Raw genomic sequence first — 26,904 nt, 5'->3', positions numbered from 1 at the left:
TAGCAGGTCTTCCTGCTTTTTCCGCGGAGGTTGAACCGGAAAGGATAAGATTTATGGCACTACCCGATTTTACTATGCACCAGCTTTTAGAAGCCGGTGTGCATTTTGGTCACCAGACTCATCGCTGGAATCCAAAAATGACTCCCTATATTTATGGTCAGCGTAATAATATCCATATTATTGACCTCGCTCAGACCGTTCCACTTTTACACCAAGCGCTTAAACTTGTTTCAGATACTGTTGCGCGTGGTGGTCGTATTCTCTTCGTTGGTACGAAGCGGCAAGCATCTGACATTATCGCTGATGCGGCGAATCGTTCTGCCCAGTATTACGTTAATGCACGTTGGCTTGGCGGCATGCTCACAAACTGGAAAACGATTTCCAATTCGATACATCGTTTGCGAAAGCTTGACAAAATTCTTGCTGCTGAAGCGCAAGGCTTTACCAAAAAGGAACGTTTAAATCTTGAACGTGATCGTGAAAAGCTTAATCGTGCGCTTGGTGGTATTAAAGATATGGGTTCTGTTCCAGATCTTATCTTTGTTATCGATACGAATAAAGAAAATATTGCACTCCAGGAAGCAAAGCGTTTAGGTATTCCAGTGATTGCTATTATTGATACAAATTGTGATCCCGATGACGTAACACATCCAATACCAGGTAATGACGATGCTTCACGTGCAATTTCTCTTTATTGCGATCTTTTTGCCCGTGCTGCTCTTGATGGTATTGCACGCCAGCAAGGAGCAATGGGTATCGATTTAGGAGCTCAAGTTGATGCGCCTGTGGAGCCTGTTTTGGAAGAAAATACGGTTTCAGAAGTTTCTGAATAATATAAAACGCCTAATTAAGGTACTTTTATTGTCTAAAGAAGAAGTTATAGGCGTGCAGAGAGATTTTGCACGCTTTCACTGTTACAAAATAAAGAGGCAAATATGAGCATTACTGCTGCACAAGTAAAAGAACTTCGAGAACTATCTGGCGCTGGTATGATGGACTGTAAAGCCGCTCTAGCTGAAACGAGTGGTGATATGGAAGCTGCTGTTGATTGGCTTCGTAAAAAAGGAATAGCTAAAGCAGATAAAAAGGCTGGTCGTACAGCGGCTGAAGGATTAATCGGTGTCGTATCAAAAGATTTAAATGCGGTTTTGGTTGAGATTAATTCTGAAACAGATTTTGTTGCACGCAATGCCGGATTCCAAGACATTGTGCGCAATGTGGCAACTGCTGCTTTAGATACGCCAGGTGATGTTGAATCTGTTTCTGTTTCTCTTTATCCCGGTTCTGAGAAGACTGTAGAGCTTACGATTAAAGATGCAATTGGTACAATTGGCGAAAATATGACATTTCGTCGTTCCGCTAAATTGTCTGTTGAGAGTGGTGTTGTTGCGACTTATATACACAATAGTGTAGCTGATGGTCTTGGTAAGCTTGGTGTTTTGGTTGCGATTGAAACAACAGGAAATAAAGAGGCTGCTCTTGCTTTTGGTCGACAGGTTGCGATGCATATTGCGGCAACCAATCCGTTAGCGCTTACAGCGCAAGATGTTGATGCTGCTGCTGTTGAACGTGAAAAGGCGATTTTTTCAGATCAAGCACGTCAGTCTGGAAAGCCTGAAAATATCATTGAAAAAATGGTAGAAGGACGTATGCGTAAGTTTTTTGAAGAGGTTGTTTTGCTTTCTCAAGCTTTCGTTATGAATCCTGATGTGACTGTTGAGGCAGCTTTAAAGGATGCTGAAAAATCAATTGGTGCACCAGCAAAAATTACAGGCTTTATTCGTTTTGCATTAGGTGAAGGTGTGGAAAAAGAGGAGTCTGATTTTGCTGCAGAGGTTGCTGCTGCTGTAAAAGGCTAGTTATTGCAAACTCTTTATCAGAGATTTAAAATCATATCGTTGGTTGTAGAATCTCTGATGGGAACAATATAATTGTTGAGAGGGCGTCACATGAAAAAGGTGATGCCCTTCGTGATGTCAAAAGCAAAAAGTAAATGTGCTTTTGGGGAGATTATTAATGGCATTAGCACTTCCGTATAAACGTATTCTTTTAAAGGCTTCTGGTGAAGCTCTTATGGGGGGGCAGAGTTTTGGCATTGATGTTTCTGTTGTAGACCGTATTGCCGCTGATATTGCAGAAGTGCGCACAATGGGGATAGAGGTTGCGGTTGTTATCGGTGGGGGAAATATTTTTCGTGGCGTTGCTGTTGCTTCACATGGTGGGGACCGAGTGACAGGTGATCATATGGGAATGCTTGCAACCGCTATTAACTCTTTAGCATTGCGAACATCTTTGACAAAATTAGGGGTTGAAACTGTTGTACTCTCTGCGATTGCTATGCCACAAATTTGTGAAAGTTTCTCGCAACGTAAAGCAATAGCTTATATGAATCAGGGAAAAGTTGTTATTTTTGCGGGTGGTACAGGAAATCCATTTTTTACCACTGATTCTGCCGCTACTTTACGTGCAGCAGAAATTGGTGCGGATGTTCTTCTTAAAGGAACACAAGTTGATGGTATTTATTCAGCAGATCCAAAGATAGACCCTACGGCTAAGCGTTTTGATCAATTAACACATGTTGAAGTTTTGCAATGGGGATTATCTGTTATGGATTCAACGGCGGTCACTCTAGCACGTGAGAACAATGTACCGATTATTGTGTATTCCATTCATGAAAAGGGCGGTTTGGCTAAGGTCTTGAATGGAACAGGACGCTTTACAATAGTATCGGAATAAGGGTAAGCTTCAAAGGACAATTGAAGGAGACAGAAATATGAATGTTACATCAATTATGGATGATCTGAAACGTCGCATGGATGGTGCCATTACGGCTTTTAAACATGAATTAGGTGGTTTGCGAACTGGGCGTGCATCGGCCAGTTTATTAGAACCGTTGACCGTTGAATCTTATGGTTCTGTTGTGCACATAAATCAGGTTGCTAATATTTCTGTTCCAGAACCTCGGATGCTTTCTGTTTCTGTATGGGATAAAACGATGGTCGGAGCTGTAGAGCGCGCTATTCGCGATTCTGGTCTTGGTTTAAATCCCATAACTGATGGTACGAATTTACGTATTCCTTTGCCTGAGCTGAATGAAGAACGCCGTAAAGAACTTGTAAAAATTGCGCATCACTATGCAGAGCAAGCGCGTGTTGCTACACGTCATGTTCGTCGGGATGGTCTGGATAATTTGAAAAAGTTAGAAAAAGATGGTAAAATTGGACAAGATGAAGCCCATAGTTTGTCTGAAAAAGTTCAAAAACTCACGGATGAAACTATTGCTGATATTGATAAAATTTTAGCCGTAAAAGAATCTGAAATTATGCACGTTTAAGACGGTTTTGTCGCTAGAAAAAGGATGTTATGCTTCCCAGCCTGTAAATTTTTTCTAGGGATAATAGTAGGGAGTGGTGTGTTCTGTGATAGCAAGGTGTGATGCAGGAAGGTATTTTATCATTTTGATATGGGAGAGATTGATTTGAAAAGGTAGATGTTTTAATTTTTTAATCTGCGTGGTAAATTGTGCCCTTTTCTGGAAGACAGTATTTAACAGCATGGTGCGGGCTTTTAGTTGGGCACGTCTTTGTTAAACTGTATAATGAAAGCATTATTAGAAATTATTCAAATATTCTAAGATGAGGGTTGGGGACAGAATATAAAGCAAAAAAAATAAGCCTAACCTTTCTCTTATATTTCCCATTATAAAACATGTGAGTATAATCGATCAAGCAGATGTTATGTGGCGTAATTCGTTTTTTAACGACGAATAGTTGATAGAAAAGTATTTTTACACGAAACCTATATTCGTTAATTTGTTTGGGGCAGAGGTAACGACTTTTTCACTTTATATTTGAGAAAATATTAAAAAATATTTTAGGATTAATCTTGACGAAGATTTTTGAAGCTGTTTTCATTGATTATTAGTCTCATAAGCGCTATTTTAGTAGACTGAATTGTTTATGATAAATTATAAGAGAAATTATACAAGTATGAAATGAAAATACTGCGTAGGGGAGTTTTTCTTGCGTCAATTTTAGAGCTTGTATTTTCTATTTTTATGGTTTGGATGTTGTTTTGTCTAATTTGGTTTATCGTGTTCTGACAGCTTTTGTTTTTGGCGTTATTGCGTTGTATCTAACATGGTTGGGAGGAAACTTCTTTTTTTTATTTGTATGGTGTATAGGCGGTTTTGTTCTTTATGAGTGGATGAGTATTACTAAAGAGAAATGGTGTGTTTTACAAAAAATATTAGCAAGTATCTTTTATTTAAGCTTTGGCTTCTTTTTAGTGTTGAGTGTATCTGCTTCATTGATTTTTTGTATTTTAATCGTTTTGGCTGCGGTGTTGGCTATTATATCTATAAAAAAGAGTGGTTGGGTTTTTTGTGGTTTTTTATATGCGTCTTTTCCTGTTGTTGCTCTATGCTTTCTACGGGATCATGAAATGTTGGGGTTCCAAGTTGTTATTTTCTTATTTACGATAGTGTGGGGAACAGATATTGGTGGTTATTTTATCGGACGTGCATTAGGGGGGCCTAAATTAGCACCACAATTTTCTCCTAATAAAACATGGTCAGGAGCACTTGGTGGTACATTTGTCGGAGTTTTCGGTGGTATATGGGTTGCTTTTGGATTTTTTGATATAAATTTAGCCAGCTTTTTTGTGCCACTCCTTACACTTGTTTTGTCAATTGTTTCACAATTGAGTGATTTAGGGCAATCATGGCTCAAAAGACGATTTTCTGTCAAAGATTCTAGTTCTTTATTGCCCGGACATGGTGGTTTTATGGATCGTATAGATGGATTGGTAGGGGCAGCTTTTCTTCTTTATTTAATTGGTTCATTTATGTCTGGTATGGATGCGCCTTTTAATCTTTTTAGTATGATCTAATTGGGAGAAGATAGTTTGGAACTTTTAAATCATATTGTCACTATGGGTGGTTTTCTTTTAAGAAGTTTGAGTATTCTTTTCATCATTATGGTTATCATTTTTGTGCACGAATTTGGGCATTATCTTATTGGTCGGTGGTGTGGTATTAAGGCGTTAGTTTTTTCGCTTGGATTTGGACCAGAAATAGCGAGTTATACAGATAAGCATGGCACGAAGTGGCGTTTAGCACTTATCCCCTTAGGAGGTTATGTAAAATTTGTTGGGGATGAGGAAAAAATCGATACGCAATCATCCCAATCATCTCTGATTGCTGAGGGTTCATTTGCTAGTGCGCATGCTTGGAAGAAAGCAGCAACTGTTTTTGCCGGCCCTTTCTTCAATGCTCTTTTTACTGTTGTTATTCTAACATTTTTTTTCTTTATCTATGGTCGTGTAGCCATTGAGCCCGTTGTTGGTTCTTTGGTAAAAGATAGCCCTGCTCTTCAAGCCGGTTTGGAATTAGGGGATCGTTTTGTTGAAATGGATGGACGACGGGTTAAAAGCTTTGAAGATTTGATGAATTATGTAGCTTTTCACGGAAGAGAACCCATAGAGTTTAAAATAGAACGCATGGGGCGAGTCTTTACAACGATGATTACCCCGAAAGTCGTTGAGCGAGATGATGGATTTGGTAATCGAACACGAAGTGCTATGATAGGTGTAGGTGTTCCTGTTGATTTAAATAATCCTGCACATTTAGATCCAGCTTATATAAAACATATTCGCTATGGTTTTGTAACGGCTGTAAGAGAAGCATCAGACCGTACTGTGTTTATCGTCACTCAAACCGTTCTTTTTATGAGTCGTTTAATAGGAGGCAAAGAGGATCATTGTCGGCTAAGTGGACCTTCTAAAACCGTTAAAATTGCTTGGAAAGTGAGCGAGACAGGTTTTATCTCTTTGTTGAATTTGGCAGCTTTTCTTTCAATAAGTGTTGGGCTTATTAACCTTTTTCCGATTCTACCGCTTGACGGTGGGCATCTTTTATTGCATGTCATTGAGGTCATTACAGGGAGGAGAATATCTGCTAAAATTCAGGGAATCGTTTTTCGTTTAGGTTTTTCCATTCTTCTCCTTTTTATGATCTTTGTCTTTTTTAATGATTATTTTTGTTGGTTTAGCTAATTAAATTATGGAAAAAGCTTTATAAATTAAGTAATAATAGCGAAAACAAATTGAAGGTTGTTTACCATGTCTACAAAATGTTGTGGCGTTGTACATTATAATGAGTAATTAAGGAATGAAAAGTCTCGCTGTAAAAAGGTTGTTATGGCAGTTAGCTTTTTAAGGCATCATGTCCGAGGAACAAGAGTAAGGTAAAAAAACCAATGACTACGAATTCAAAGTTTTTAAATGCAGCATCTATATTGGTGTTAAAGATGGGGATGATTGCCCCAGCAACGGTTTTTATGTCAATTGCTGCGGTTGGAGAAATACAAGCGTCTGTAGTCCGCTCTATTGAGGTTCGTGGGAATAAGTTTGTAAGTTCTCAGGCGATTCGAGACAATATGGGGATTAAGGTTGGGCAGGGGGTTTCCAGTGGTGATGTTGATAATGCTGTAAAGAATCTTTTCGAATTGGGTTTATTTTATGATGTTAAAATAAATCCGGTGGGTGATAAATTGGTTGTATTCGTAAAAGAATATGAGGTTGTCAATCAAATATTGTTTCAGGGAAATAAATCTTTTAAAGACCCAGATCTTAAGCGGTTTATTTCTTTAAAACCGAATGAGCCTTTTAATTCTGCTAAGCTTTCTGCTGATATAAATACAATTCGTGAAGCTTATAAAACTCTTGGTCGTAATAATATCACTGTTAACGTTCAAACGATTAACCTTGGAAAAGGGCGGGTTAATGTGGTATTTAATGTTGTTGAAGGGAAAAAAACAAAGATTGGTGATATCACTTTTAAGGGAAATAGTGTCTTTGGAAGTCGCCGTTTGCGTGATGTGATTTCAACAAAAACTTCAGGAATTTTTTCGAAGTTGTTGGGGGGTGATGTTTACAGTGAAGAGCGCCTCGCTGTTGATGAAGAAGCTTTACGTCGCTTCTATTATAACCGTGGTTATGCAGATTTTCGTGTAGTCTCTTCTAAAGCAACTTTTGATGCAGCAAGCAATACGTATAAAATTTCTTTCGTTCTTGATGAGGGGGCGCTCTATAAAATTAGCGATATTCAGGTTGAAAGTGATGTTGATGGAATTGACGTTCAATCTGTGAAAAGGGTGCTTAAAACCCAGCCAGGTGATATTTATAGTGCAGAAGATATTGAGCAGTCTGTTGCAATTATTAATAACAAGGTTGCTGATTCGGGATATGCTTTTGCTAAAGTTGAACCGCGGGGAAATCGTAATCTAGCAAATCATACAATTTCAATTTTATATAATATTGAACAGGGTACACGTGCTTATATTCAGCGTATTGATATACGTGGCAATGAGAAAACACGTGATTACGTCATTCGCCGTGAGATTGATTTAAACGAAGGAGATGCTTACAATCAAACTTTATTACAGCGGGCAAAACGTCGTCTAGAAAGTTTAGGTTTCTTCAAAGCCGTTAATATTTCAATGGTTCCCACAGATCAATCTGACCAAGTTATTTTGGTAATAGATGTCGTTGAAGCTTCAACAGGAGATCTCTCTCTTTCTGGAGGGTATACAACAGGGGGAACAAGTCCTGGTATGTCACTTGAAGTTTCTGTTACTGAACGTAATCTTGGGGGACGTGGTCAATATGTTCGTTTAGGATTAGGTGCGGGGCAAGAGAAATCTCGTAATTATAATTTGTCATTCGTTGATCCTTATTTCTTAGGGTATCGTTTATCTGCTGGCGTTGATGTTTTTCGTAGTACTTATCGTGCTGATAAAGCCTATGATGTACGACAGACAGGTGGATCGTTGCGGTTTTCGTTACCTATTAATAATCAATTATCTGCTAATGTAGCTTATTCTTATGTGCAGGAAGAATATGATTTTGGCGGAGAGTATGATTTTGACAAAGAGAGTGACATAATAGAATTATATGGGAAATATTCTGGTGCGATTGTTCAAGCTGCAAAAAACAGCCCTTGGAAACGTTCATCAATTAGTTATGGTTTCACCTATAATACGATTGATGATATGAGATCCCCCCATGATGGGTGGTACGTGCATCTTCTTCAGGAATATGCAGGGCTTGGTGGACGTGCAAAGTTCTTGAAGACCACGGGTAAGGCGATGATGTACAAGACTCTTTCTGAACAGAAGGATATTGTTGGTTTGCTTTCCTTTGGCGGTGGTTATATCCACGGAATGGGCCGAGATGGTGTTCGTATTTTCGATATGTTTAAAGTAAATTCTGATATGATTCGAGGGTTCAAATATAATGGAATAGGTCCGCGTCAGGTTTCCAGTAAGGGTGAGGTTTATTTCTTGGGGGGAACGACATATATGAATGCGACTGCTGAAGTACAGTTTCCTATCCCTGTTGTGCCTGAAGGATTCGGGTTGCGCGGTGCTTTATTTGCGGATATTGCCACGCTTTATGGCAATAATTATAAAGCCGTTTTTAAGGGTGAACCGCCTGTTACCAATACCAAAAGTGCTTGGCGTTCATCTGCAGGTGTAAGTTTGATGTGGGATTCTCCGTTTGGTCCTTTGCGTTTTGATTATGCTTGGCCAATAACGAAGCAGGAAGGTGATCGTTTGCAACAATTGAACTTTGGTATTTCTACGAAGTTCTGATTTGAGCGATTTTAAGAAGGAAAAACTTGAAGAGAATAGCTTAAGCTGGGAGAGAAAGTGTTTTGATGGCGGATACATTTTTTTTTACGCCGTCCCGACGATTGACAGTTGCAAATGCTGCTGAGTTGACGGGTGCAAAGCTTCTTAATCCAGAGTTTTCTCATAAAGTTATCAATACTCTTTCTTCACTTGAGAGTGCTGTGGAAGGTTCTCTTGTTTTTGTAGAGCATCGGAAGTTTTCTGATGCTTTACTGGACAGTTCTGCTGTTGCTGTTTTTTGTACGAATGAGATTGTTTTTAAAGTTCCCGAAACTATGGCAATTTTGGTGACATCCACACCACAGCGTGACTTTGCTCAGATTGGTCGTATTTTGTTTCCAGATTCTGTCAAGCCAATGTCTTGGTTGGGACAGAAGGGAATTTCATCGCATGCGCATATTCATCCAACGGCTAAGTTGGCACATGATGTGTGTATTGAAGCGGGAGCTGTTATTGGTAGAAATGTTGAGATTGGTGCAGGAACTCTTATTTCATCCACAGCTGTTATCGGTGAAAACTGCCGTATTGGATGTGACTGCTATATTGCTCCTAAGGTAACAGTTCAGTGTTCTATAATAGGTGATAAGGTTCAGCTTTATCCTGGTGTTTGCATTGGGCAAGATGGTTTTGGTTATGTTGGGGGTGTTTCTGGAATCGAGAAAATTCCACAGCTTGGTCGCGTTATTATTGAGGATGGTGTAGAAGTTGGTGCGAACACGACAATTGATCGTGGAACATTTCAAGATACTGTTATTGGTGAAGGAAGCAAGATTGATAATCTTGTACAAATTGCCCACAATGTAAAAATTGGCCGCTATTGTCTTATTGCCGCTCAATGTGGCATTGCGGGAAGTACATCTATAGGGGATATGTCTCAGCTTGGTGGAGGTGTTGGAGTAGCCGATCACATCATAATAGGTAAATCTGTTCAGATTGCTGCTCGTAGTGGTGTTATGAATGACATTCCGGATGGAGAAAAATGGGGAGGTAGTCCAGCTCGACCATTTAAACAATGGTTTCGTGAAGTGGCGGCGTTGCGCAGTATGGGAAAAGTTAAAAAGGAGAAACGCTGATATGATCAGCAATGAAAAGACTAAAAACTTAGAGGTTGTCGATATTGAAAAACTATTATCAATATTACCGCACCGTTATCCATTTTTATTGATTGATCGTATCGTTGATATTGATGGTGAACAAGGAGCTATTGGTATTAAAAATATAACGATTAATGAGCCGCATTTTACGGGACATTTTCCCGCAAAGCCTGTTATGCCTGGAGTTTTGATTTTAGAAGCTATGGCACAAACGGCAGGAGCAATAGCACTTTTAAATTTAGGCAATAAGAAAACAAATTTAGTTTACCTTATGACGGTTGATAAGGCAAAATTTCGCAAGCCGGTTATGCCTGGTGATCAGCTCAAGATTCATGTTCAGCTTTTGAAAAAAAGATCTGGTATGAGACGTTTTTCGTGTGTTGCAAAAGTAGAAGATGTCCGCGTCGCTGAAGCTGAAATTGCTGCGATGATTGTTGAAGAAGAATAAACGATATTTGATGGGAATTTAAAAATGTCCGGTACGAAAATCCATCCAACTGCTCTTGTGGAGAAGGGAGCGCAGCTTGGTGAGAATGTACGCGTTGGACCATTTTGCCATATTAGTTCAGAGGCTGTTATTGGTGATGAATGTAGTTTGACAAGTCATGTTGTAATAATGGGAAAGACAACGTTAGGAGCTAAGAGTAAAGTATTTTCTCATGCCGTTTTAGGAGCAGATCCGCAAAATAATAAACATAAAGGAGGGGCTACAACTCTTTTTATTGGTAAGAATTGTACGATTCGTGAAGGTGTAACAATGCATAGGGGTTCCGATTCGAGTATAGGAATGACAGTTGTTGGTGATAATTGCCAATTTTTTTGTTATGCGCATATCGCTCACGATTGTTATGTAGGCAATCATGTAACATTTGCCAATAACGCAATGATTGCTGGTCATGTTACTATTGGTGATTATGTGATTATCGGTGGTGGTGCTGCTGTTCATCAATTTGTTCGTGTTGGACATCATGCATTTATCGGCGGCGTATCTGCCCTGGTTGGTGATCTGATACCTTATGGAACAGCTGTTGGTGTGCAGGCAAAACTTGCTGGCCTCAATATTATTGGTATGAAGCGTGCAGGACTTGAGCGTCAAGATATTCATGCACTCCGTCATGCGGTTGCCATGCTTTTTGATCATAGCAAACCCTTTAAAGAGCGTATCAGTGATGTTGCTTCTTTCTATTCTTCTTCTCAATCTGTTTCTGAAGTTGTTAATTTTATTAAAGAAGAAGGAAAGCGTTTTTATTGTACACCAAAATTTGAAGGTGATAGAATAAAAGAACATAAGGATTAAAAATGCCTATTTGGGGAGCCAGAAGTTTTCTTTCCGGCCGTACTGCTATTATAGCAGGAAATGGTGTTCTACCGATTACCGTTGCGCAGACTCTTGAGAAGAATGGAGAAAATCCTTTTCTTGTTCTTTTGCGTGGTGAGGCAGATTCTGTTCTTTATCGCTATGAGCATTGCGAGCTATCAATAGTAGAGTTAGCACGACTCGTTAAAATTTTAAAAGAGGCTGGTGTATATAATGTTGTTTTGGCAGGTGGTGTGAAAAAGCGTCCACTTCTTAAACAATTGCGACTGGACTGGACAACATTTTTAGCTCTTCCTAAGTTAATCCGAGCTTTGAAGAGGGGGGACGATGCGTTATTAAAAGCTTTTATACGGGTTATTGAAACGTATGGTTTTCGCGTTGTTGGTGCTCACGAAATAGTCCCAGACCTTTTAGCTCCCATAGAATTTAATTTAACAGTGCGGCGTGCTACTCCAAAAGAGAAAAAAGATATTTTTTTAGCAGCAGAAGCAGCAAAGCTTTTAGGTCAATTAGATATCGGGCAAGCAGTTGTGGCTATCAATGGGAGAGTGGTTGCACTGGAGGGTGCAGAGGGAACTGATAATATGCTGTGGCGGGTTTGTGAAATGAGAGAAAGAGGGCAAATTCCCCTTAAAGGTGGCATTCTTGTAAAATGTGCAAAACCACAACAGGATAATCGCGTTGATTTACCATCAATTGGGCCCGCGACAATAATGAATGTTGCAAAGAGTGGCTTATCTGGTGTTGCGGTGGAGGCAAATAGAAGTCTAATATTATCGGTGAAAACAACAGTAGAAAAAGCCAACAAATATTCTCTATTTATAGAGACATTTGAAAGGTTTGGTCATGAATAATTGTTCCTTAAAGATTGCTGTGGTTTCAGGTGAGGAATCTGGTGATTTACTTGGGGCAGATTTGATTTCTTGTTTATCACAACAAACAGGGTGCAATATTCATTTGATTGGTGTTGGGGGGAGGCATTTAAAGGCATTAGGTTTAAAAAGCTTTTTTGATTCCCATGATATTGCTTTAATAGGTTTGAAGGAGGTGTTGAAAAAACTACCATTGTTGTTGCTACATATTCGCAATTTATCCAAATTTATTGCACAAGAACAACCTGATTGCCTCATTATTATTGATAGTCCTGATTTCACGCATCGTGTTGCAAAAAAGGTGCGCGTTTTAGCGCCCTCTATTCCTATTATTAAATATATTGCACCAACCGTTTGGGCATGGAGGCCAGAACGTGCAAAAGCTATGTGTGGATTTGTTGATCATGTTTTAGCGGTTTTTCCTTTTGAAGAAAAGATTATGCAAGATTTGGGAGGCCCTGCCACAACCTATGTTGGACATCGTCTTTTAACATATCCTCCCCTTTTGAGAGTTCAATCAGAAAAAGAGTGCCAATTAAAACAAAGAAATTTGATCGATGCACAAAAATCATCTCCTAGATTAGTTATTCTGCCAGGATCACGCAATTCAGAAATTCGTTCCTTAATGCCTATTTTTCAAGAAACAGTAGAGATTCTTGTACAACGTATTCCTCATTTACGTATTATTTTACCAACCTTACCTCATTTGGTAGATAGAATCCGTGACTTTGTGCAAGGCTGGAAAAGCAAGATAGAAATTGTAGTTGGTGAAGATGAAAAATGGCGTGCTTTTGCACAAGCAGATGTTGCACTTGCTGCACATGGAACTGTTTCACTTGAATTAGCGTTAGCAAAAATCCCTATGGTTCTTTGCTATAAACTTGATCGCTTTTCTAAATTATTTATTTTTCCTAAAATGATGTTATGGAGTGCTGCTCTTCCCAATATTATTGCTGATAAGCCTATTGTACCGGAATATTTGAATGAATTTCTACGCCCAGGCATGTTAGCAAGACAAGTAGAACAACTTTTGTATAATCCTTTAATACGACAGGCACAACTTGATTCCTTTGAGATGCTAGAACAGAAAATGAAAACTGAAGTGCCATCGGGGGATGTTGGCGCACAAACAATTATCACTCTTTTAAAAAGCAGGAATAAAATTGTATAAATAAAGCAATATTTTAATGATTAATATTTAATTTTAGCAAGAAAATTACAAGCACGTTGGCTTTTAGGATTGGTAAAAAATTCTTCAGAGGCTGCATCTTCAATAATTTTTCCATTTTCTAGAAAGAGTATTCTTTCTGAGACTTTACGTGCGAAGCCCATTTCATGGGTAACACAAAGCATTGTGATTCCTGTATCGGCCAATCGAGCCATCACTTCCAAAACTTCTCCCACACTTTCTGGATCAAGAGCAGAGGTTGGTTCATCAAAAAGCATGACTTCAGGTTCCATACAAAGTGCACGGGCAATCGCAACACGTTGTTGTTGCCCACCAGAAAGTTGTAAAGGATATTTTTCACAGTGTTTTTCAATACCAACATGCGTTAAGTAACGAATTGCCCGTTCTTGCGCTTGTTTTTTGGAAAGCCCTTGAACTGTCATGGGTGCTAAAATACAATTTTGTATAACGCTCATGTGGGGAAATAAATTAAAGTTCTGAAAGACCATTCCTATCTTACGAAGAACATTTTTTTGTTGTTGCATAGGAGCAGTATGGATATCAACGTTATGGATACAGATTGAACCTTTTTGTGCTTGTTCTAATTGATTAATACAACGAATTAACGTTGATTTTCCTGATCCGGATGGTCCACAAATAACGATATGTTCACCAGCTTGAACATTAAGGTTGATATCATGTAGGACCTGAAAGTTTCCATACCATTTATTTAGATTTCGAATAGAGATTACAGGGTTTTCACTGTGAGAGATCGATTTATTATTTTTCAAATTCATCTTATTTTATTCTTTCATGGATGAAGAACTTGATTAATTCAACATTTTGGTTTGGTAAAGTTTTTTATGATCATTTTATTTACCGTAAATATCGAGTGAGGCGTTGCTCGATAAAAACAATAAAACGATGAATGAGTTCAACGATAAAGAGATAGATAAGAGCAGCCCAAACGTAAACTTGAAAATCGAAAGTCCGTGAATAAGTGAGTTTAGCAACCCCCATTAAATCATAAACAGTAATAAGTGAGGCAAGAGCACTGGATTTAATCATTAAAATCAACTCATTTCCTAGGGGGCGTAATGCTACAATCATTGCTTGTGGAAGAATAACTCTAAAAAATGTGACAGAGTTGCTTAAACCTAAAGCTTTTGATGCTTCACGTTGTCCAGTTGTTACGGATAGAAAACTTCCTTTAAAAATCTCAGATTGATAGGCAGCAGAATTGAGTGTAAAAATAAAAAGACAACAATACCATGCGTTTTGAAAAAACCACCATAGCCCCACTTGTTGCCATAAACTGTTCATTGAACCAAGCCCATAATAAAAAAGAAAGAGTTGAGCTAATAAAGGAGAGCCACGGAAAAAATAGACATAAGCATTTGCAAAATATTGTAAAAATGTATTCTTTGATAGACGTGCAAAAGCGATAAGCATACCAAGAAAAAGACCTAGAGAACAAGAAATAGAAACAAGCTCAACAGTAACAATGAAGCCATTAATAAATTTTGGTCCATAATGACTTAAAAGATCAGGATTAAAAAGAAAATAAAGCCACTCAGGAATCATTGACCTAGCACCTTTTTATAGCCTATTTGAGTGTATGTTTCTAAATGGCGTAGGATTGCAGTAAAAAACGCTGAAAATAACAAATAGAGTAAGCATGCTACAAAATAAAATAGCATGGGTTTATTGGTAGCAGCGACAGCTAGATTCGTTTGTCGCATGAGGTCAACAAGCGCGATGGTGGAAACAAGGGATGTATCTTTCAGTAAAGTAAGCCAATTATTAGAAAGTCCTGGCAAGGCATTTCGGATGAGCTGAGGAAAGACAATACGAAAAAATGTGGTTGACCGTGAAAGTCCTAAAGCTTTAGCTGCTTCATATTGACCTTTATCAAAAATATTAAATGCTCCAAGCCAAACTTCACAAGAAAAAGCTGCAAGAACCATACTAAGAGCAAGAACACCAGCAACAAAAGCATTGATACTGAACATGATTTCAAAATTAAAATAGTCAAATAAATTTTGAATAAGGCTTTGTAATCCGTAGTAAACTAAAAACAAAGTTAAAAGCTCTGGGAGCCCACGAAATATTGTTGAAAAGAGGCGTGCCATAGCTTTGGCCATCTTAATATTGGATCGAATCATCACTGCATTGAGAAGTCCTAGAGGAAATCCTAGAAGGCCACAACATAATGCCAATGACAAAGTCATTCCTGCACTGGAAAGTATAACCACTCCCCATCCACCATTGCTAAATGATAGCAATGCTAAATTTTCAATCATTCCTGTGTTCCTCATGAAAGAGTTAGATAATATTTTTTATCAATAATCAGCGGGTTTCATTCAAATATTATATTGATATTTAATAAACATCACTTGTAAAATATTTTCTCATAATTTTTTCATAAGTTCCATCCAAACGAATTTTTTTTAGCGCCTCATTGAACTTATTTTTAAGATCATTATTATTTTGACGGACTGCAATTGCAACAGGAAATCTTGTTTTTTCTAGAGTTCCCAAGAAGAGACAGCAATGTTTTCCTTCATTTTTAAGCCAATTTAATGCTTGTAATTTATCAACAATAATCACATCAAGTCGATGATTTAAAAGGTCACGATTCACTTCTATTGTGGAAGGATAGAGTTTTATTTTCACCTCTTCAGAGGCATAATGATCTTCTGCATAGAAAGCTTGTGTTGTATTTGATTGCACACCAAGATTTTTGCCTTTAAAATCTTTTGTCGAGATTTCTTTAATTCCCGAAGCTTTGGTAACAATAACAGCCAGTGCTGTATCGTAGTAAGGATCTGTGAAGTCAATTTTTTGTAAGCGCTCTTGTGTGAGAGAGAGGGAAGCAATGATAGCATCATATTTTTTTGCAATAAGTCCAGGGATCATTCCATCGAAGTCTTGTGTAACAATAGTACACTCAACATTCATTTTTTTACAAAGTGCATAAGATATATCAATATCAAGTCCCTGCAATTTATTATTTGAGTCAATATAACTAAAGGGAGGGTAGGTGCCTTCACTCGCAATTCTTAATGTTTTTGCATCAGCCAATTGGGTGAATAGTACGGTGCTTATTATAAGAGCTCCTGCTAATAATTTCATGATGTTCTCCTATTGGATAAGCGGGCAAATATGAGATCATTATGTTTTTATAATCTGTAAGCTTTTTGGGAGCAATTCAAAAATTTACTGATGTTTATTTTAGATTATTATGTTGGATATTATTACCAAAAAATTATCTTTTTTATTGATAAAAAAAGAATAAATATCTTATTGATTGTATGACAAATCAATTTTCACGAAATGATTGATTTGAATCATTTCATGGGTAAAAACTGAAGATTTTTCGTGAAAATAAGGCTACTCAATTTGAACATAAAGAAAAAATTAGATTTTGATAAATGTAAATTTTCTTATAAAAATGCCGAATTTCCAATTACACTTGCATATAAAGAGTTTAAAATACTCCTTAAATATACAGATTGAATTTTAATTCATAGTGACATCTAATCGATATCGAAAGTAAAATATTTTCTCATAATTTTCTCATAGGTTCCATCGGCGCGGATTTCTTCTATTGCTTTATTAAAACTGTTTTTAAGATCATTATTATTTTGACGGAGTGCAATTGCAATAGGAAATTTTGTTTCTTCTAGAGTTCCTAAGAGGAGACAGCAATCTTTTCCCTCATTTTCAAGCCAATTTAATGCTTTTAACTTATCAAAGATGATGATATCAAGCCGATGGCTTAAAAGGTCACGATTAACTTCTGTTGCTGTAGGATAAAGTTTGATATTCACTCCTTCAGAGGCATAATGATCTTCTGCATATGCAGCTTGTGTTGTATTTGATTGTACTCCAAGATTTTTACCTTTAAAGTCTTGTGTCGAGATTTCTTTAATTCCCGAATTTTTGGTAACGATAACAGCGAGTACAGTGTTGTAGTAAGGATCTGTAAAATCAATTTTTTGTAAGCGCTCTTTTGTAGGAGAAAGGGAAGAAACGATAGCATCGTATTTTTTTGCAAGAAGACCGGGAATCATCCCCTCGAAATCTTGTGTGACAATAGTACATTTAACATTCATTTTTTTACAAAGCGCATAAGATATATCAATATCAAACCCTTGAAGTTCGTTATTTGAGTCAATATAACTAAATGGTGGATAAGAAGCATCGCTTGCAATTTTCAGCGTTTGAGAATTGGCCGATAGGGTAAACAGTGTCGCGCTTATTATAAGAGCTCCTGCTAATAATTTCATTATGTTCTCCTATTAGATAAGCTGGCAAATATGAAACCATCATGAGTTTTTATAATCTGTAAGCTCTTTTGGAGCAATGTAAAAAATTTATCTTTGTTCATTTTGCTACCATTATGCTGGATATCATTATCAAAAAAATGATTTATTCTTATCAAGTATGGGAATAAAAAATACAGGAAAGAAGGTCACCTTTTGTTGATTATATGATGATTTTTAATAATTTTATTTAAAAATCAATAATTTATCTTTAAAGAAAAACGATCAACTTAAATACGAAGAAAATTTCAGCTCTTAACAGGACAAAATGTAAAGTATTTTTATTCTAATCTACTTGAAGAGAGATAAGAAGTTTTGGCATCTTAGAGAAGCACTTAATATAAGCCTTTTGCAATTTTATCTGGAGAAGATAGAAAGAAAAATTCTGACATTGCTAGATTTTAATCTGTAATAAGGCTTTTAAACATGAGGGAATGATAGGGAATACATTTCCATTAAAGATAATGAGGATTACAAGGTAAATTTTTATGATGATGTTATCTCTGTAGAAAGAGTTTAAAAATCACGTTTTATAAAAATTCTTAAAGGATGTTTTTTATCACTCTCAATAAAGCTTCAGTAAATTGAAGCTTTATTGATTTCTTTTTTTAATTTGCACGTTCATCTATAGGAACATAGTCACGCATAGCATAGCCTGTGTAGAGTTGTCGAGGACGACCAATTTTTTGTGCAGGGTCTTCAATCATTTCTTTCCATTGTGCCACCCACCCGACACTGCGCGCCAATGCAAAAAGGACAGTAAACATCTCAGTTGGAAAACCTAGAGCTTTTAATGTAATGCCGGAATAGAAATCAACATTGGGATAAAGCTTTTTCTCAATAAAATATTCATCACTTAAGGCAATGTTTTCAAGTTCTATTGCAATATCAAGAAGCGGGTCATCTTGAATGTTGAGTTCTTTTAAAACTTTATGACAGGTTTTTTGCATGATTTTTGCGCGTGGATCATAATTTTTATAGACGCGGTGCCCAAAGCCCATAAGGCGGAAAGGATCATTTTTATCTTTTGCACGTGCAATAAATTCAGGAATTCTTTTAATAGAACCTATTTCTTGTAGCATTTTTAGACATGCTTCATTGGCACCACCATGTGCTGGTCCCCAAAGGCATGCAACACCTGCTGCAATACAGGCAAACGGATTAGCACCCGAGGATCCAGCAAGACGTACAGTAGATGTAGAAGCATTTTGCTCATGATCTGCATGAAGGATAAAGATTTGATCCATCGCCCGAGCAAGCACGGGGTTTATCTTATATTCTTCACAAGGAACAGCAAAGCACATATGGAGGAAATTTGCGGCATAACTAAGATCATTACGTGGATAAACAAATGCTTGTCCAATACTGTATTTATAGGCCATAGCAGCAAGCGTTGGAACTTTTGAGATAAGACGAACGGAAGCAATCATTCTCTGGTGAGGATCTGTAATATCAATAGAGTCGTGATAAAATGCAGACATAGCGCCAAGGCAGGCAACCATGACGGCCATAGGATGAGAATCACGACGGAAGCCGTGGAAAAAACGTGAAAACTGTTCGTGTACCATGGTATGCTGCATAATACATCGATCAAATTCATTTTTTTCTTGCTGTGTTGGGAGTTCTCCATAAAGTAAAAGATAACAACTTTCGAGAAAGTCTCCTTTCTCAGCTAATTGATCAATAGGATAACCACGATAAAGCAATATGCCTTTATCACCGTCGATATAAGTAATTTTTGATTCACAAGAAGCTGTTGAAGTAAAACCAGGATCATAAGTAAAAATATCGGTTTTTTTGTAGAGAGAAGCAATTTCAATGACCTCAGGTCCAATCGTACCTTTACGCAAGGGAAGCTCTACTTTTTTATCATTCACAATAATATATGCGTTACTCTCAGACATTCGGTATTCCTTTCAGATCCTTCACTTCTAAAAATTAAGACTCTGCTTCATCAGAGTGGGGGATGTATAACTGAAGCTTTTCTTACTTATATTAAGGGTAGATTGCCTCCAAAAGTGAGTACATGCAATCTAAAAATATTTCCTTATTGAGCATTATTACTCAATAAAAAATGTATTTCAATGATATAACATAAAAAACTCTTTTAGGGGGCGTTGAGATATCTGTATAGATCCATATTTGAGGAAATATACTCAGTACACATCATGGGCGATAAGTTGGTCCTTGATGCGATGAAGAGATTCATCGCGTCCTAATAAAATAAGAACATCCAAAACACCTGGTGATGTTGCACATCCTGTAAGAGCTGCGCGAAGTGGTTGGGCGATAGATCCAAATTTGAGATTCTGTGTTTGTACACAAGAGCGAAGTATTTCATCCAGGTTTTTTGTATCCCAAGAGGGGCAAGCTTTCAGGGCAAGATAAAGATCGTTTAAAATGGTGCGTCCATTTTTATCTAAGAGCATTTGTGCTTTTTCATCAAGTTGTAAAGGTCGTTGCGTAAAAATGAAGGAGGCATTGTCAATCAGTTCGCACAGTGTTTTTGAACGTTCTTTCAAATGCGGGATTGCTTTTAAAAATTGAACACGGCGTTTTTCATCAAGTCTTTCAATAATTTGTGCTCCCCTATCGATTTCTGGTAGAATATTAAGAGCGGCATCAAAAAGTTCTTGATCATTACTCATGCGCATATAGTGTCCGTTGATGGAATCGAGCTTTTTGAGATCAAAACGAGCAGCACCTTTGTTAATATCCTCAATGTCAAACCAAGAAATCATATCTTTAAGTGACATCAGTTCGTCATCACCATGACTCCAACCTAAACGGACAAGGTAATTGCGCAAAGCAGCAGGAAGATATCCCATTATCCGGTAGGCATCAACACCGAGTGCACCATGTCGCTTTGATAATTTTGCACCGTTTTCACCATGGATAAGAGGAATATGGGCCATAACAGGGATATCCCACCCCATTGCATTGAAGATAATTGTTTGGCGTGCTGCATTTGTAAGATGATCATCACCGCGTATAATATGTGTTACACCCATATCATGATCATCAACGACAACAGCATGCATGTAGGTAGGCGAGCCGTCAGAGCGCAAAATAATAAAATCATCTAGATCTTTATTAGGGAAGCGAACGTCACCTTGGACTCGGTCATGCACAATTGTTTCTCCATCTTGTGGAGCCTTGATACGAATAACAGGCTTAACACCTTTAGGAGCTTCAGAACAGTCACGGCCCCGCCAACGTCCATCGTAACGTGGTGGGCGCCCTTCTGCACGAGCTTTTTCACGCATTTCAGCTAACTCTTCAGGTGAAGCATAACAATAATATGCTTTGCCGTTTTTGACCAACTGTTCGGCGATTTGGCGATGACGTTCAGAACGTTCAAATTGCGAAATAGGGGCGCCATCATAACTAAGCCCCATCCAGTGTAACCCATCTATAATAGCTTTTACAGCTTCTTCTGTTGAGCGCTCTCGGTCTGTATCTTCAATTCGTAAAAGCATTTTTCCACCGGTATGTTTTGCATAAAGCCAATTAAAAAGAGCAGTACGAGCACCACCAATATGAAGGAAGCCAGTAGGTGAAGGGGCAAAACGAGTAATAACAGACACGAATATTTTCCTTTAAACTAAGATATTACTTATGGAATTTTATAGAAAAGTCATGTTAACATAAGTGATGGGGTGTGCAATAGCCGTATTGCGAGTTAAAGTGGGGGACGGATGTTTTATAAAAGTAAAGTTAAAGAGGGTTTATCCGAAAAATCTGTTACAGAAAGAAAAAAGCCATGCCAAATAGGGCAAAGTGTTTTTTCTGAATATGATGATACAAAGAACAGCAGTTATAACCAACAAAAACTTTTTTTATTGACACTCTTAAAAGGAATAATCATTTTTTTTCGCAAATGGTTAGAAGATTGTATCAGTAAAGAAGTTTCTTTTGGTATCCTTTTTTCGCTGATTTTAGTCTTTTTTGCCCTAGGAATTATTTTCTATTTTCATTTAGAGTGGGAACCAAGTTGGGGACAATTGGGGGCGTTGGTCAGTATTTTTCTGGGAATATTCTATGTGGTACGTTTTTATCGAAAAATATGGATTCCCGTGGGATTTTTGTTTTGTATTATATTAGGTTCTTTAGCGGCAAAAATAGAAACGTGGCGTATTGCAACACCTATGTTAAGCAGTGACATTATCACTACATTGACGGGAAGAATTGTTTCTATTGAGTCAGGCGCCAAAGGAGGATTTCGTTTAGTTTTGGATATTTTGAGTACAGAAAAGCCCATATTACGCCATAGTCTTCATCGTGTTCGTTTATCGGCAAGATATTTGCCATCTGGCTTAGCGATTGGTGATGGACTGCATGGAAAAGTTAGGATTCGTGCATTCTCTGGGCCAGTGCGTCCAGGAGGCTACGATTTTAGTTTTCATAATTATTTTAAAGGAATTGGGGCACAAGGCGTTTATTTAGGAAAACCAAGAAAAATATCCGTTTCGCAGCCTGATGGAATATTTGCTATCATTTTACAGAAAATTGAAAATTTACGCACGAAGATGACACAAAGAATCCGTATAGCCCTTGAAGGAGAAAAGGGGAATGTTGCAGCTGCTCTCATAACAGGGCAGCGTGCTGGTATTTCAAATGAGACAAATGAAGCATTACGTACGGCTGGTTTAGCCCATATTTTATCAATATCAGGTTTACATATGGCGTTGTTAAGCGGCATAGTTCTTTTGAGTATCCGTAGTTTTTTAGCATTTTTTCCAGTTTTTTCTTCCTATTATTCCAGTAAAAAATTTGCTGCTATCGTTGCGTTTATGATAACAGCTTTTTATTTGTTATTGTCGGGCCTAGCAATATCAGCGCAAAGAAGTTTTGTGATGATTGCTGTTATGTTGGTTGCTATATTGTGTAATCGCTCAGCTATAACAATGCGTAATTTTTCTATTGCAGGGTTGATAACTCTGGCGATGACACCCCATGAAATATTAGGTCCTAGCTTTCAAATGTCCTTTTCTGCGACTGCTGCTTTGATCGCTTTTTTTGATTGGTGGAGTGGAAGGTCATTTTTTCGTAAAAGAAAAACAACGCCCTCGTATGTTGGAGGAGGAGTGATAAATTTTGCTTTCTTATCGATGCTTTCAACCTGTGCTTCTTCCCTTGTTGCAGGGAGTGCAAGTGGAATTTATGCTGCTTATCATTTTTCTAATATGGCATCTTTGAGCATTATCAGTAATGCTTTTGCTTTGCCTGTCATCTCAATTTTTGTCATTCCCTTTGGATTAATTGCAGTCCTCGCAATGTTAGGAGGATTCGAATGGCTCCCCCTTCAAATTATGGGGTTTGGAGTTGATCTTGTAATAAAGATTGCGCATGCTATCAAGGCTATTTCTCCTGATTTGAATCCTGGTTTTATGCCGTTATCAGCGTTAGTTTTATTGAGTATAGGCTTGGTTGGACTGACTTTTTGCAAAACACCCATCCGGCTCTTTTTTAGTTTATTTATTTTGGCTGGTATTTCTATTTGTGTAATGCATTCACCTGTACAACTGATTATAGCAGATAATATGCGTCTCGTGGGCGTTATTCATGATAAAAAGCTATATATCGATCGTTACCATATCTCTAAGTTCACGACATCCATATGGAAAAAGTCATTTCGTGTGAATGAAACGATTAAACCAACAAAATATGGTCCTTCGTTGCACGGACAATTTATTTGTGATTATTATGTATGTACGTCATTATTAGAGAATGGATTAAAAGTGATTGTTTTACAGAGAGAAACAGATCAATGTGTAGAGGCAGATATTCTCATTCAGACATTTGTAATGCATAATCCAACTTGTAACAAGAAGGCAAAAATAATATTTACGCCTCAACAATTGTTATCACGAGGAAGCGTTATGATGACCGAAGGTGGAGATATTATTTGGTCTTCGCTAGGGTTTCATAGACCATGGAATATGCACAGACAGCATTCATAAAAAATATATAATCTATCATATTTTGCTTCACATTTGGATAATGACAAAACAAAAAATAATAGAAGACTTTTCTGATAATATTTTACGGTATTTCACTTGGTAAGTTTATCAACGTCATTGAAACGAGATAATAATCTACAGTTTTCTAAAAATAGATGATTTTTTTATATATGATCATTTTAAATTGTTCAAAAAAATTGATATGTGTATCTTTGTGCATCCTATTGATAGAACAAGATAAAACAAAAATTCTTATTGAATGAGAAAAATGCTAACAAATTTTCTTAAAGAAATAAAAAAGATAATTGTTGATTATTCTATTTTATTCTTATCATATATTTCTATAACGAGTAACATCTCTTCAAGCAAAAGATGATGGTAAATTTAAATAGATTGCGTCAAAAGGTTATCTTTTATTATCACTATTATCGGTGGTAATAGGGGTGATAAATGCTGCTTATACGGATAAAAGGCAAAGTCATTCATGGATGTTCAGCAGTTAAAAAAAATGGCAGCTATAAAAGCGCTTGAGTTTGTTGAAGATGGTATGCGGCTTGGTATCGGATCTGGTTCGACAGTCAATGAGTTTATTCGTCTTCTAGGCGAGCGTGTTGCGGATGGTTTGCATGTGACTGGTGTTGCTACTTCAAGATATTCTGAACAACTCTGTCGTAAGTTTGGAGTACCTGTTAGCACTTTAGAACAAATACCTGAACTGGATCTTGATATTGATGGAGCAGATGAAATTGGTCCTGAGATGATGCTCATTAAAGGGGGAGGGGGAGCATTGTTGTATGAAAAAATTGTAGCATCGGCATCTCGTGCAATGCTTGTCATTGCTGATGAAACAAAGATGGTAAAAAGACTTGGTGCTTTTGCACTACCAATTGAAGTTAATCCATTTGGTATCCACACAACATGCAAAACCATTGAAAAAGTCGCTGATGATTTAGGGCTTTCTGGAGAAATTGCATTGCGAATGAATGGAAAAAATCCTTTTGAAACAGATGGTGGGCATTTTATTCTTGATGCATTTTGGGGCTGTATTTTGCAACCAAAACCATTATCGGATGCACTTCTTGCCATTCCTGGTGTTGTTGAGCATGGCCTTTTTTTAGGATTGGCTTCACGTGCAATTGTCGCTATGGCTGATGGTCAAATAAAAGTTTTAGAACCGTTTGATTTTTAGAAAAGGCATTTACATGATGATATGTTAGCATAGTAAAAAAGGGTCTTAAAGATTTTAGGTAGAATAACGAATTAAAATTATAATTAGCGATCGGGGTAATCATTAAATGAAAATAATATTTTCTTTTCAGCGTTTTGTCGTATATTTTGGTGCAATTGCTATTTTTTTTGTGAATGTTGGAATGGTTTATGCACAAGGTGTGAGTGATCAACATTTAGATTCAGCGCGAAAGGCAATCAGAGCTATTCATGCAACGGATCAATTTGATAGTTTTTTACCCAATGCGGTCCATGATTTCAAAAATGAATTGATCAGCGATGATCCGAATTTGGCAACAGCTATTTCTGATATTGTTGATAAGCAGGCGCTTGCTTTAATTAAAAGGCGCTCTGATCTAGAAAAAGAGATTGCTCATGTATATGCAAAATATTTTACTCAAAAAGAGCTTGATGCGATAACAACATTTTATAATTCTGATACCGGTAAAAAGTTTTTGACAGAAGTCCCCAATATTGCACGTGATTCTTATTCAGCATTTGATATATGGCGTACTGCTCTTATGCGGGATCTTGTAGAAAATGTGAAAAAAGAGATGTCTGAAACACTTAATTTGAATAATTCTACTATGCCTACAAATATGCCTATAAAATCAGAATCTTCAGAAAATAAAAAATAGCTTGATCGATATCATGTCAACAATGGGCAATTTCTGATTTTTTTAATAGCGGCGGTTTTCCCGCCGTTTTTAATATTTTAATGAGAGGAGGTCTTTTTAGAATACGGCTTTATAAAAAAGGTTTCTTCAAAAGAAAAAAAGACTTTCATTTGATAATAAAAGACCTTAGCCTACTCTTGCAGATATAAGAAGGAATAATTCGTGAGCTCTTTTGACTTTGATTTATTTGTTATTGGAAGTGGTTCTGGTGGAGTACGTGCAGCACGGCTTGCTGGGGGGCTTGGCAAGCGGGTCGCTATAGCAGAGGAATATCGTATAGGGGGCACTTGTGTTATTCGTGGTTGTGTTCCCAAAAAACTTTATGTTTATGCATCACAATATGTAAAAGAATTTAAGAAAAGTGTTGGTTTTGGGTGGAAATATGCGGATCCAATTTTTAGCTGGGAAAAGTTGGTTGCAGCTAAAAATAAAGAAATATCAAGGTTAGAAGGGCTGTATCGTAAGGGATTAGAAAATAATAATGTGCATATTTATGAAAGTCGTGCTACTTTTATAGATGATCACACATTAGAGCTTTCTGCCACGGGTGAGCGGGTAAGTGCAGAGAAAATTTTGATTGCAACAGGGGCAAGATTTGCATCAAATACTTCCATAGAAGGTGGTGGATTTTGCCTTACTTCTAATGAGATTTTTGACCTTGATCAACTCCCAAAATCAATAGTCATTGTTGGTGGAGGGTATATTGGTGTTGAATTCGCTAATATTTTTCATGAATTAGGTGTAAAAACAACACTACTCCATCGAGGTGATTTAATCCTTCGTAATTTTGATCATGATTTGCGGCAATTGCTCAGCGATGCAATGATTGAAAAAGGGATTTCTATTCTCTATGGCATAACAATTTCTAAAGTGCAAGCTGTAGAAAATTGTTATAAAGTTGTTTTAACAAACGGGGAAATGATCAGTGCCGATCAGATTATGTTGGCTACGGGGCGTGTACCAAATACAGTCGGTTTAGGTCTTGATAGGGCCGGTATTAAGGTGAATGAATTTGGTGCAGTTGTTGTTGATGAAAGAATGACAACAAATATCCCCCATATTTGGGCCGTTGGTGATGTAACAGGTCATATTCAATTAACACCTGTTGCGATTCATGATGCAATGTGTTTTGTGAAGACTGCGTTTGAGAATATTCCCACAACACCTGATTATGATTTAATTACAACAGCAGTTTTTTCACAGCCAGAGATTGGAACGGTTGGTCTTTCAGAAGAAGAGGCGGTAAAGCGTTATAAGCGTCTTGAAATTTATCGTACAGTTTTTCGTCCTATGCGCAATGTTCTTTCTGGGAATTCAGAAAAAATGTTTATGAAGCTCATTGTTGATGGTGAAAGCCGTATTGTTGTAGGCGCTCATGTTTTAGGGGAAAATGCTGGTGAGATGGCACAGCTTATAGGGATATCTCTCAAGGGTAAGCTGACGAAGGATATCTTTGATGAGACGATGGCAGTGCATCCAACGATGGCAGAAGAATTGGTAACGATGTATAAACCAAGTTATATATATGAAAATGGGAAGAAAGTAGAAAGTTAAACAGCATATA

The 26,904-nt window shown here is 37.4% G+C and carries 23 protein-coding genes; 16 read left to right on the top strand and 7 right to left on the bottom strand.

The window, feature by feature from the left end; all coding sequences use genetic code 11:
- The first annotated feature begins 53 nt into the window (after positions 1-53).
- From rpsB to lpxB, 12 genes are all read left to right on the top strand, one after another.
- Entirely contained in the window at positions 54-833 is a 780-nt protein-coding gene (rpsB, locus tag ACFIK6_RS05910; RefSeq protein WP_375642181.1) for a 30S ribosomal protein S2, read from the top strand.
- Between the two features lie 102 nt (positions 834-935).
- Complete coding sequence (tsf, locus tag ACFIK6_RS05905; protein WP_273723402.1) at positions 936-1,859, top strand: translation elongation factor Ts; 924 nt, start codon at positions 936-938, stop codon at positions 1,857-1,859.
- A gap of 157 nt (positions 1,860-2,016) precedes the next feature.
- Positions 2,017-2,736, top strand: coding sequence for a UMP kinase (gene pyrH / locus ACFIK6_RS05900; protein WP_012755043.1), 720 nt, complete (start codon positions 2,017-2,019; stop codon positions 2,734-2,736).
- A gap of 37 nt (positions 2,737-2,773) precedes the next feature.
- Entirely contained in the window at positions 2,774-3,334 is a 561-nt protein-coding gene (gene frr, locus ACFIK6_RS05895; RefSeq protein WP_375642180.1) for a ribosome recycling factor, read from the top strand.
- Between the two features lie 740 nt (positions 3,335-4,074).
- Positions 4,075-4,890, top strand: a complete 816-nt coding sequence (locus ACFIK6_RS05890) for a phosphatidate cytidylyltransferase (protein WP_375642179.1) — start codon at positions 4,075-4,077, stop codon at positions 4,888-4,890.
- Positions 4,891-4,905: 15 nt separating this feature from the next.
- The gene (gene rseP / locus ACFIK6_RS05885; RefSeq protein WP_375642178.1) at positions 4,906-6,054 is read left to right on the top strand and encodes an RIP metalloprotease RseP; all 1,149 of its coding nucleotides are present in this window, start codon (positions 4,906-4,908) and stop codon (positions 6,052-6,054) included.
- Between the two features lie 203 nt (positions 6,055-6,257).
- The gene (gene bamA, locus ACFIK6_RS05880; protein WP_375642177.1) at positions 6,258-8,654 is read left to right on the top strand and encodes an outer membrane protein assembly factor BamA; all 2,397 of its coding nucleotides are present in this window, start codon (positions 6,258-6,260) and stop codon (positions 8,652-8,654) included.
- Between the two features lie 65 nt (positions 8,655-8,719).
- Positions 8,720-9,766, top strand: coding sequence for a UDP-3-O-(3-hydroxymyristoyl)glucosamine N-acyltransferase (lpxD, locus tag ACFIK6_RS05875; RefSeq protein ID WP_375642176.1), 1,047 nt, complete (start codon positions 8,720-8,722; stop codon positions 9,764-9,766).
- A 1-nt stretch (position 9,767) separates the two neighbouring features.
- A complete protein-coding gene (gene fabZ / locus ACFIK6_RS05870; protein WP_375642175.1) occupies positions 9,768-10,235 on the top strand; it encodes a 3-hydroxyacyl-ACP dehydratase FabZ in 468 nt (155 codons plus the stop codon).
- A gap of 24 nt (positions 10,236-10,259) precedes the next feature.
- On the top strand, positions 10,260-11,084 hold the full coding sequence (lpxA, locus tag ACFIK6_RS05865; RefSeq protein WP_375642174.1) for an acyl-ACP--UDP-N-acetylglucosamine O-acyltransferase: 825 nt from the start codon (positions 10,260-10,262) through the stop codon (positions 11,082-11,084).
- A 2-nt stretch (positions 11,085-11,086) separates the two neighbouring features.
- Positions 11,087-11,959 (top strand): LpxI family protein, encoded by an 873-nt coding sequence (locus ACFIK6_RS05860; protein ID WP_375642173.1) that lies wholly within the window; start codon positions 11,087-11,089, stop codon positions 11,957-11,959.
- On the top strand, positions 11,952-13,148 hold the full coding sequence (gene lpxB / locus ACFIK6_RS05855; protein WP_375642172.1) for a lipid-A-disaccharide synthase: 1,197 nt from the start codon (positions 11,952-11,954) through the stop codon (positions 13,146-13,148). Before ACFIK6_RS05860 ends, lpxB begins: the two co-directional genes overlap by 8 nt.
- 20 nt (positions 13,149-13,168) lie before the next feature.
- Here the strand turns inward: lpxB and ACFIK6_RS05850 are convergent, their stop codons facing one another.
- The 7 genes from ACFIK6_RS05850 to gltX all read right to left on the bottom strand — a co-directional run bounded on the left by ACFIK6_RS05850 (position 13,169) and on the right by gltX (position 21,060).
- Positions 13,169-13,942: an amino acid ABC transporter ATP-binding protein gene (locus ACFIK6_RS05850; RefSeq protein ID WP_375642171.1), complete on the bottom strand. Its 774-nt coding sequence runs from the start codon at positions 13,940-13,942 to the stop codon at positions 13,169-13,171.
- A gap of 79 nt (positions 13,943-14,021) precedes the next feature.
- On the bottom strand, positions 14,022-14,729 hold the full coding sequence (locus ACFIK6_RS05845; RefSeq protein WP_375642170.1) for an ABC transporter permease: 708 nt from the start codon (positions 14,727-14,729) through the stop codon (positions 14,022-14,024).
- Positions 14,726-15,448, bottom strand: coding sequence for an ABC transporter permease (locus ACFIK6_RS05840; protein ID WP_375642169.1), 723 nt, complete (start codon positions 15,446-15,448; stop codon positions 14,726-14,728). The genes ACFIK6_RS05845 and ACFIK6_RS05840 overlap by 4 nt, the downstream gene beginning before the upstream one ends.
- A 79-nt stretch (positions 15,449-15,527) precedes the next feature.
- A complete protein-coding gene (locus tag ACFIK6_RS05835) occupies positions 15,528-16,280 on the bottom strand; it encodes a transporter substrate-binding domain-containing protein (protein WP_375642168.1) in 753 nt (250 codons plus the stop codon).
- A 404-nt stretch (positions 16,281-16,684) separates the two neighbouring features.
- A complete protein-coding gene (locus tag ACFIK6_RS05830) occupies positions 16,685-17,437 on the bottom strand; it encodes a transporter substrate-binding domain-containing protein (protein WP_375642167.1) in 753 nt (250 codons plus the stop codon).
- 644 nt (positions 17,438-18,081) lie between these two features.
- Positions 18,082-19,377 carry a citrate synthase gene (gene gltA / locus ACFIK6_RS05825; RefSeq protein ID WP_375642166.1) on the bottom strand — a complete coding sequence of 432 codons (1,296 nt, stop codon included), beginning with the start codon at positions 19,375-19,377 and terminating at the stop codon, positions 18,082-18,084.
- A gap of 252 nt (positions 19,378-19,629) precedes the next feature.
- Complete coding sequence (gltX, locus tag ACFIK6_RS05820) at positions 19,630-21,060, bottom strand: glutamate--tRNA ligase (protein ID WP_375642165.1); 1,431 nt, start codon at positions 21,058-21,060, stop codon at positions 19,630-19,632.
- A 111-nt stretch (positions 21,061-21,171) separates the two neighbouring features.
- On the opposite strand from gltX, the gene ACFIK6_RS05815 reads away from it, so the two are divergent.
- The 4 genes from ACFIK6_RS05815 to gor all read left to right on the top strand — a co-directional run bounded on the left by ACFIK6_RS05815 (position 21,172) and on the right by gor (position 26,894).
- A complete protein-coding gene (locus tag ACFIK6_RS05815; protein ID WP_375642164.1) occupies positions 21,172-23,436 on the top strand; it encodes a ComEC/Rec2 family competence protein in 2,265 nt (754 codons plus the stop codon).
- Between the two features lie 484 nt (positions 23,437-23,920).
- Positions 23,921-24,625, top strand: a complete 705-nt coding sequence (rpiA, locus tag ACFIK6_RS05810) for a ribose-5-phosphate isomerase RpiA (protein ID WP_375642163.1) — start codon at positions 23,921-23,923, stop codon at positions 24,623-24,625.
- Between the two features lie 106 nt (positions 24,626-24,731).
- Entirely contained in the window at positions 24,732-25,301 is a 570-nt protein-coding gene (locus tag ACFIK6_RS05805) for a DUF2059 domain-containing protein (RefSeq protein WP_375642162.1), read from the top strand.
- 201 nt (positions 25,302-25,502) lie between these two features.
- The gene (gene gor, locus ACFIK6_RS05800) at positions 25,503-26,894 is read left to right on the top strand and encodes a glutathione-disulfide reductase (RefSeq protein WP_375642161.1); all 1,392 of its coding nucleotides are present in this window, start codon (positions 25,503-25,505) and stop codon (positions 26,892-26,894) included.
- Positions 26,895-26,904: the final 10 nt, after the last annotated feature.

The organism is Bartonella sp. AS69XJJH (assembly GCF_042195585.1).
In the GTDB taxonomy this organism is placed as follows: Bacteria; Pseudomonadota; Alphaproteobacteria; order Rhizobiales; family Rhizobiaceae; genus Bartonella.
The sequence above is the reverse complement of the archived record's forward strand: the minus strand, read 5'-3'. Positions and strand labels throughout refer to the sequence as shown.